The organism is Pedobacter cryoconitis (genome assembly GCF_014207135.1).
Classification (GTDB): Bacteria; Bacteroidota; Bacteroidia; order Sphingobacteriales; family Sphingobacteriaceae; genus Pedobacter; species Pedobacter cryoconitis_D.
Genome location: NZ_JACHCC010000012.1, coordinates 228,480 through 236,369, shown reverse-complemented (window position 1 = coordinate 236,369; position 7,890 = coordinate 228,480). Strand labels below are relative to the sequence as shown.

Genomic DNA, 7,890 nt, shown 5'->3' with positions numbered 1-7,890 from the left:
GTTTCCGGCATTTTGCCCTTGCTCAATAAAACTTTGGTAAAATCAATATGTTGCGAAGGATATGTACCGGTAATTGCATTTAACCTGGTATATGAAGCGGCCACATCATGATAGCTTTTAGAAACTCGCTTTGCCTCCAGCTCAAATCCAACTTTGATAAACTCTTTGATAGATTTCAGAAAAGTTGAAGTTACTGCTGTTGCCTGCCAACTGGATAATACCGGTACAGTGGGTGCGTCTGTACGCATACCAATGGTTCTTTTTACAATTTTCCCATACAATCTGTAAGTTACAGTATTGCCGATTTTACCTGTAAATCCTTCATTCGAGCCTTTTCTTAATACTGCCATAACCGTATTTTTATTTACAAAAACTACCTTTATTTTCTATTAAAGATAGTTAACTATTCTTAATATACAATTATAACTTCATTTAGTTTCTAAACTCTATTCTAGCAGGTTTGAACTAGGTTTGAAGCATGGTTGAAGCACCTAAACCTGGTTCAAACCTGCTTCAACCGTGCTTCAAACCTGCTTCAACATTAAACAGAAACCGGCTAGAACTACAACTTGTTTGTCACTGTCCTATACTACGATAAGTTTACAAGTTGTCCTATATTTATAGTCGGTTTTAAAACACTCAAAACAAAAATGGCCGGATAACCTTTTTAATTAGTTATCCGGCCATTTGATCAGGACTAAAGATAATCTGTTATTTCAACAACCACATCAGCTGGTTCGTATCATCACTACCGCTATACTGACTGGCAATCGCCGCACTTACATTTACAGAATTATAATTCAGTTCTGCATCCGGATAGAGCCAGCGTACCGGAAAATTAGAAGAAGGAATATTTAAATTCGACTGAGGATTCAGCTTAAAAACCGGATACCCCGTTCTCCTGTTTTCAAACCAGGAAATAAATTTACTGCCCTGAAGAAAATTAGAAACATATTTCTCAGTTAAGATCTGTGAGATCTGTTGTTCAGTTGTACCACTTAAAGCAACTCCGGCCGAAGAAGGAAATGCATTGATATAAGCATCATCCATTTTCATATTATGGTGATAATCTACCAGGTCAGGCGTATTGGCTACTATAAATTTCATAGAATTAATGATACCAGCTGCATAATAAGACTGAGCAGAAGTACCACTGATCCATCCCCTTACTGTAGCTTCCGATAAAGCAAACTGCAAATCCCAGTAGCTAAAAACACTTACCGGTTCAGCATTCACCAATTGTACATAACGATTATTAAGATCTGAATAATTCTTATTTACCCTGATAGTCTGCAGTGCAGTAAATGCATCCGAAGGTTCTACCCCAACATAAGCATTGTAATCCGACTGATCCACCCCTGCCGCAATTTTAACCGGTGACGGTTTAGCAAAGTAAAACAACCTTCTGTCTTTTAAACTTTTTAAAGGATCAAGCAGGTTATTCGATAACATCGTATAGTTTGATTTCACAAATGAATTCCCAGAACCTGCCGGAACATCAGACCAGGGATAATTCTGACCGGCAGTAGCGTTATAAGCCAGGGCAAAATTGTCCTTATAATCCCGCATCAGCGGACGATTAGCCACAATATCCTTGAATCTTTCTATCACTTTTAAATCCACATCCCCAGTTTTTTTATACAAATTCAGTAAAACATGCAATTCAAAACTGTTCGTTAACCGGCGCCAGTTATCCACTTTTCCAGCATAAATCGGATCACCAGCAAAATCAGTTCCATCTGCGAACAACTGATTTGCCTGGTCCAGTTCATTTAATATACCCAGGAAAACTGTCTTCTGTGTATCATACTTAGGTTGCAAAATATGATCAGATTCTCCTTTTACAGCATCCGTATATGGCATATCACCAACCTGCATCGTATTCATAAAAAACTGCCAGGCATTCATGAAATGCCCCAAAGCCTGATATGATTTTTTCAATCCATCAGTTGTGGCATAATTGACCATTGGCTTAATATTTCTCAGTACTCTTACCCCATCAAAATCAGTCTTGTTCAATTTATTGAACTGGAAATTCTCCTGTCCTTCCCCCCAGGTCACGTATTTACCCAGCAAAAATGGTTGCATAAAACTCTTCTGCGTACTGATTCCTGTGCGCGTGATATTCAGAATTAAGGTCGTTGCCAGCATGGCCGAGTTAACCTGCGTCGTCGCGTCCGGATTTGTGTTCAGGACATCATACTTCTGACAACCGCCAAGCATCATAACCATTGCCGGCAACAATAATATATATTTTAAAATTTTCATGATATCTATCTTTATTTAATTAAAATCCAACTCTTACATTAAATCCAACCATTCGTTGAGAAGGTGAATTCAGGTTTTCCGTATCCACATCCGGATCAGAGAACTTGAATTTTGTCCATAAGAATAAGTTCTGTCCCGTTAATGATAAAGAGGCAGTCTTAACACCAAGTTTAGCCGTTACCTTTGCCGGTATACGGTATCCTAAAGAAACTTCCCTCAGTTTAATAAAAGATTCATTCTGTATACCTCTATCTCCCCCTCTGTAGTTCTGGGCAAAATTCTGATAACCTACCGGCACATCATTCGGTGCATACTGACGCGTGTCACTGGTAATGTTGCCATATTTATCATAAGTAGCCTTACCCGAAATCACTTTAACACCCTTTCCTATATAATTATTTAAACCATTAACTACCTGATCATAACGATATTGATTATCAGATTCCGGATTAGTCCCCGAGTCCCACATTTTATCATAGATATAATTATACATCAGCCCGCCGATCCTGCCATCTATATTGACACCAAGCATCCAGTTTTTATAGGTAAAATTGTTAATGAAACCAAAGCTGAAATCAGGTTCCCCGTAACCGTATTTCTTTTGATAATCGCTACCCACCGGCATTCCGTTATTATAAATTACGTTTCCGGCAGGATCGGTTAACCAGTAATTGCTGGTATAAGTATCCAGACGCTGACCTTTTTTTACCCAAAGCGCATCTGCAGAATAAACAGGGTCCAGGTTATCATAATACCTGTGCTGATTCGACCAGTTAATGGTAGAATACCATTCAAAATTCCTGTTTTTGATCACCGAACCGTCAACCGTAATTTCTATCCCCCGGCGGGTATAAGTTTCCTGAGTATTCACCAACGTTGAGGCAAAGCCCGAAGTAGAAGGGATCGTAGCATTAGTCTGCTGATTATAATAGTACTTATTAAAATAAGCCACATCAAAATGCAATCTCTTTTTAAATAAATATCCGGCCGTACCAATTTCCCAGGTTCGCTGAGAACTTGGAAGAACATCGCCACCACCTAATAATTTTGAAGGATAACTTGCCGAATTCAGATTATTCCAGGCAGCACTTGTGGTCGCATAATTAATATTGGTCGCAAAAATATCCGCAGGAGTCTTAAACACAGCGAACGAGCCCCTTACTTTAAACAAATCAATCACCTCTGGTAATTTAACCAGCTGCGAGATCACCACACTTGAACCAACCGAAGGGTATAAATAAGACCTTGTCGTCTGAGGTTGTGTAGAAATCCAGTCATTACGTCCTGTAAAATCAAGGAAAACAGCTTCGTTCCATCCTACCGCAGCCCTGGCATATAAACTACTTGACTCTTTAGGTGAAAAATAAGGCGTAATTCTTGGGGGCTCAATAGAACCGTTCAAAGAAAAATAAGTCGGAGAGATCAATCCATTTTTAGTTACAGCATATAAACCCTGATCTTCTTTATGGAAAAAGTTACCTCCCGCAAGCGTTTCAAAAGAGAATTTATTTACTTTTTTATTATACGACAGGATTAAATCATTACTTGTGCTGTATCCTTTGGTATCATTGACACTGTACATCCCTTTGGCATCCCAGCCTCCCCGGGTTGAAAAGATATTCGCTGTAGGATTACGCATAGTCTCCCTGTTGCTGTAATTATCATAACCCAGGCGAAGCATCAGGTTCAAATCTGGTGTAAACTTATAATTAGCCGTAACACTTGCATTCACCGTATTTTGCTGAATGGCATCTAACTTTTCATAAGCAATCAGATAAGGATTATCATACCAGTTGGTATACATCCAGTTTTGTGTCTGATTGGGCACTTTCCAATAATCCTTATAATCCCTGATATCATATTCTGTTCCGGTCCACATCACCAGCTGATACAAATAACCCTGATTCTGGTAACCACTTCCCCAGATTTGCGAAGCATTCCGGCGGCTTAAACCAAAATGGCTTTCTATCTTAAATTTATCATTGATTTTGATCTCTCCCCCTGAAGTCAGATTGATCATGTTCAGGCCCTGATTTGGAAACTGCCCCTTATTATAAACATGGTTCAGACCGATTTTAAAACTTCCATTTTCACCAGTTTGTGCAACAGTTATATTATTATTTGCGATAATACCTGTACTGGTAAAATTCTTCAGGTTATCTTTACCCACAGAACGTAAAGGCATATTGTCTTCAAACTGTTTAGTCACAGGGTTCCAGTCTCTTGCCGTATTACCAGCATCCAGACGCGGGCCCCATACATAATCATTATCCAGTTTACCATTCTGTCCACGTGCATAAGAACTCTGGACTTTAGGAATAGCCAGATAGCCCAGTTGGAACATCGTATTGCTATTTACATTAACAGAGAACCCCTTTCCGTCGGCACCCTTTTTAGTCGTAATCAGATAAACGCCTCCCTTTGCCCTGGCACCATAAAGTGCAGATGCTGTAGGACCTTTCAGGATGTCTATACTTTCAATATCATCAGTAGGAATATCCCTTAGGGATAAATTATCATAATCAACACCATCAACTACCAGAATAGCAGCTTCACCTCTCAGTTCCAATGTAGGTCTGGCATTGAACTCTGTAGAGTTCTTCACGACCAGACCAGCTACCCTACCCGTCAGCGAGGTTCCCACATCTACCCCTTTAACCGTTTGCAGGTCTTTACCAGATACCTTCTGAACCGCATAACCCAAAGATTTCTCCGAGCGTTTAATCCCCAGGGCAGTCACCACAACTTCTGTTAACTTGTTTTCCTCAGGTACTAAAGAAACCGTGTATTGCTGATCGGTGCCTACGACAATTTCCTTTGCGCTATAGCCAATAAATGAAATAACCAATGTTGCCCCCTGAGAAGCACTGATGCTAAAACTACCATTTACATCAGTAACTACCCCAGTTTTGGTTCCTTTAATCATAATACTTGCTCCGATAATCGGTTGCCCATTTTCATCTAGTACCTTACCTTTTATCGGCTGAAAGGAAATACCCTTTACAGAGAGTTCTTTCTTTCTGATCACGATATTCTTTTCAAAAATCCGGTAAGTTAAAGATTTGTCTTTCAGGCACAGATCAAGTATTTGTCCGACCGTACCATTATGAATATCAACCGAGACTCTGGCAGCCTCTGACAACTCCAGATTGTCATATAAAAAGAGATAATCACTTTGTTTCTCAATAGCTTTTAATACCACTGCTATCGGAACATTTTTTTGTCTGATCGTTATCTTCTGACTGTAAACGCTGGCATGAACCTGCATTAATCCAGTGAATAACAAAATGATAGAAAGTTTCATTACGAGTAATAATTGGGAGAATTTATACTGTATTCGAGGTACAGTCTTAAAGAATGCACTAAAATTCATAACTTTGAATTTGGGTTTTAAAAACATTATTGCTTAGATAATTTTTGCTTTCCGGATCAGGGACGATTGTCCTCACGGAACTTAACCCCATTATTGACGGGAAGTGGTTCGAACACTTCCCGTTTTTTATAGGTTAACCGATTTTTCTCATCATTAAAAGTAATTCTGTTACATAAATCTGGGTTTAAAGGTTAATGATTATTTTATTGTCTTTGACCTGGCAATGAATCCCCGAATAAGAAAGCATCTCTATCAGCGTTTTTACACCGACACTTCTGGGAATTTTACCTGAATATTCTTTTTTAGGGATTTTACCCTGATAGACCACATCGGCGTCATACCATCTCGATACTTGTCTCATCAGAGATTGCAGATCTGATTTTTCGAATTGCAGATATCCGTTTTTCCAGGCAATAACCTGTTCAGGATTTTCTATATCCTTTACATTGATCTGATTGGTGGCACCCATTGTCCGGGCTTGCTGACCAGGTTTTAAAAGAGACTTTTCATTTCCCTTGCGCAGCTCGATGGAACCTTCCAGTAAAGTCGTGATCTGTGCAGCCTCATCATCATAAGCCATGATATTAAAATGCGTTCCCAGAACCTGAACTTCAGTTTCATTTGACTCTACAATAAATCTCCTGGATTTATCCTTTGCCACTTCAAAATAAGCTTCCCCTTTAAATTTGACCTTACGTTTATCAGCAGGAAATGAAGTAGGAAAGGTCAGTGAAGAATTGGCATTTAACCAGATCCTGGTTCCATCCGCCAGCAAAAGCTGATATTGTCCACCTCTGGGTGTAGAGATCGTATTATATTTAGTAGTTGCCTGATTATCGCCGATAACCTTATAAATCAATTCACCATTCTTCGTTTTGCTGACCGTTACACCCGCCTGTTCAGCAAGCTGACCAGCTCCAACATCCGAAAGATTGATTTTAGTTCCATTTGCTAAGGTCAATATAGCCTTGTCAGTTCCAGGCGTAATCCCTTTCTTTTGTACCGAAAAGGTATCAGATGAAACCTGGAACCTTTTCGCCTGGAAATAAAGCAGACCGATATTGAACAAAACACACCATACTGCAGCCCAGGCGATCCAGGTATATATTTTTCTTTCCTTTTTATGTAAAACCGGAGCGGGTTCTTCTATATGTTTTCTGACGGCGCCATAAATCTGACCCTTCAGTTCAGCGTCTTCAGACAAAATAGCTTTGCCTTCGAGCTGTTCATACCAACGTTCCACCTGCATCCTTTCTTCCGCACTAGCCGTATTATTGTTATACCTGGCTATAAGTTTGCTAAATTCTTCCGTATCCAATTAACCTTCGTTTCTTACCTATCCGTTCAGGAAACAGAAAGTACTAGATGAATTTTAAAAAAACATCACTTTAATCAGGATAATTGATAATCCGATCAGATCCGGATTATATTCCTTTAGCTTCGACCTTAAACGGTTATAGGCATTCTGCAATTGGTTCTTAATCGTTTGTTCAGAAAGACCAAGTTCTTCTGCTATCTGTTTAATCGAAAAATTGCTGTCCTTTTTCATGGCATAGATTTCCTTCATTCTCGAAGGCATGCGGTTCACTTCGGTGTCGATGATAGATTTAAGCTCCTTTTCTAAAAGCAGCTCATGCGCGCAAAAATCCGAAGAAAGTTCTGCCGGACAAATCTGCAAAGCATACCTTAACCTTACTGCATCTTTTTCAAAAACCTTAAGGATCTTATTCCGTAAAATCCCATGCAGATAAGCAGCCAGGTTAAGATCTCGTTTTAACGTATCCAGATTATCCCAGAAGGCAATAAAAACCTCCTGTACTAAATCTTTTGCAAGATCTTCGGCTTGTACCTTACTATAGGCCCGTCTGTATAATGGCTGCCAGAATTCGTCAAATAGTTCTTCAAATGCGCTATTTTTGTCCAGATCAAGCAGCGTAAAAAAATCACTTTTAAAAGTGTCGGGCATGGTCAAAGCGCTTTGGTTTTTCAGATCGCAAAAATAGCCGGGAACCATTAATTGAATATTAACTTATCAATAATTCCTGACCGTCATATTCCGTTCATACAATGATCTGATTTATACCTAATATAAAGTTATTCCTGCAAGTCAAAAAGCCGGAAGCCCGATTATTATTACGCAAACGTTTGCTTAAATAAGCTTATCAGGCGCACCCAATCCAAAATCCCCCTCCTGTTTAAGCATTTTATTACCTAAAACGTTTATTTTTTTGGAATTAATACCATTTTTC

General features: G+C 39.2%; 5 protein-coding genes. All 5 read right to left on the bottom strand.

Features of this window, described 5'->3' with window-relative positions:
- Positions 1–350, bottom strand: a 350-nt coding sequence (locus HDF25_RS21580) for a DUF6266 family protein (protein WP_221450989.1), incomplete at its 3' end; no start/stop codon positions are given.
- 361 nt (positions 351–711) lie between these two features.
- A complete protein-coding gene (locus tag HDF25_RS21575) occupies positions 712–2,268 on the bottom strand; it encodes a SusD/RagB family nutrient-binding outer membrane lipoprotein (protein WP_184628468.1) in 1,557 nt (518 codons plus the stop codon).
- 19 nt (positions 2,269–2,287) lie between these two features.
- The gene (locus HDF25_RS21570) at positions 2,288–5,572 is read right to left on the bottom strand and encodes a SusC/RagA family TonB-linked outer membrane protein (protein ID WP_184628467.1); all 3,285 of its coding nucleotides are present in this window, start codon (positions 5,570–5,572) and stop codon (positions 2,288–2,290) included.
- 253 nt (positions 5,573–5,825) lie between these two features.
- Positions 5,826–6,959: a FecR family protein gene (locus HDF25_RS21565; RefSeq protein ID WP_184628466.1), complete on the bottom strand. Its 1,134-nt coding sequence runs from the start codon at positions 6,957–6,959 to the stop codon at positions 5,826–5,828.
- A gap of 54 nt (positions 6,960–7,013) precedes the next feature.
- The gene (locus tag HDF25_RS21560; protein ID WP_184628465.1) at positions 7,014–7,607 is read right to left on the bottom strand and encodes an RNA polymerase sigma factor; all 594 of its coding nucleotides are present in this window, start codon (positions 7,605–7,607) and stop codon (positions 7,014–7,016) included.
- Positions 7,608–7,890 lie beyond the last annotated feature (283 nt).

Bases quoted from the DNA above. Each gene is read 5' to 3' on its own strand.
- HDF25_RS21560 (WP_184628465.1), bottom strand. From the start codon at position 7,607: ATGCCCGACACTTTTAAAAGTGATTTTTTTACGCTGCTTGATCTGGAC.
- HDF25_RS21575 (WP_184628468.1), bottom strand. From the start codon at position 2,268: ATGAAAATTTTAAAATATATATTATTGTTGCCGGCAATGGTTATGATG.
- HDF25_RS21570 (WP_184628467.1), bottom strand. From the start codon at position 5,572: ATGAAACTTTCTATCATTTTGTTATTCACTGGATTAATGCAGGTTCAT.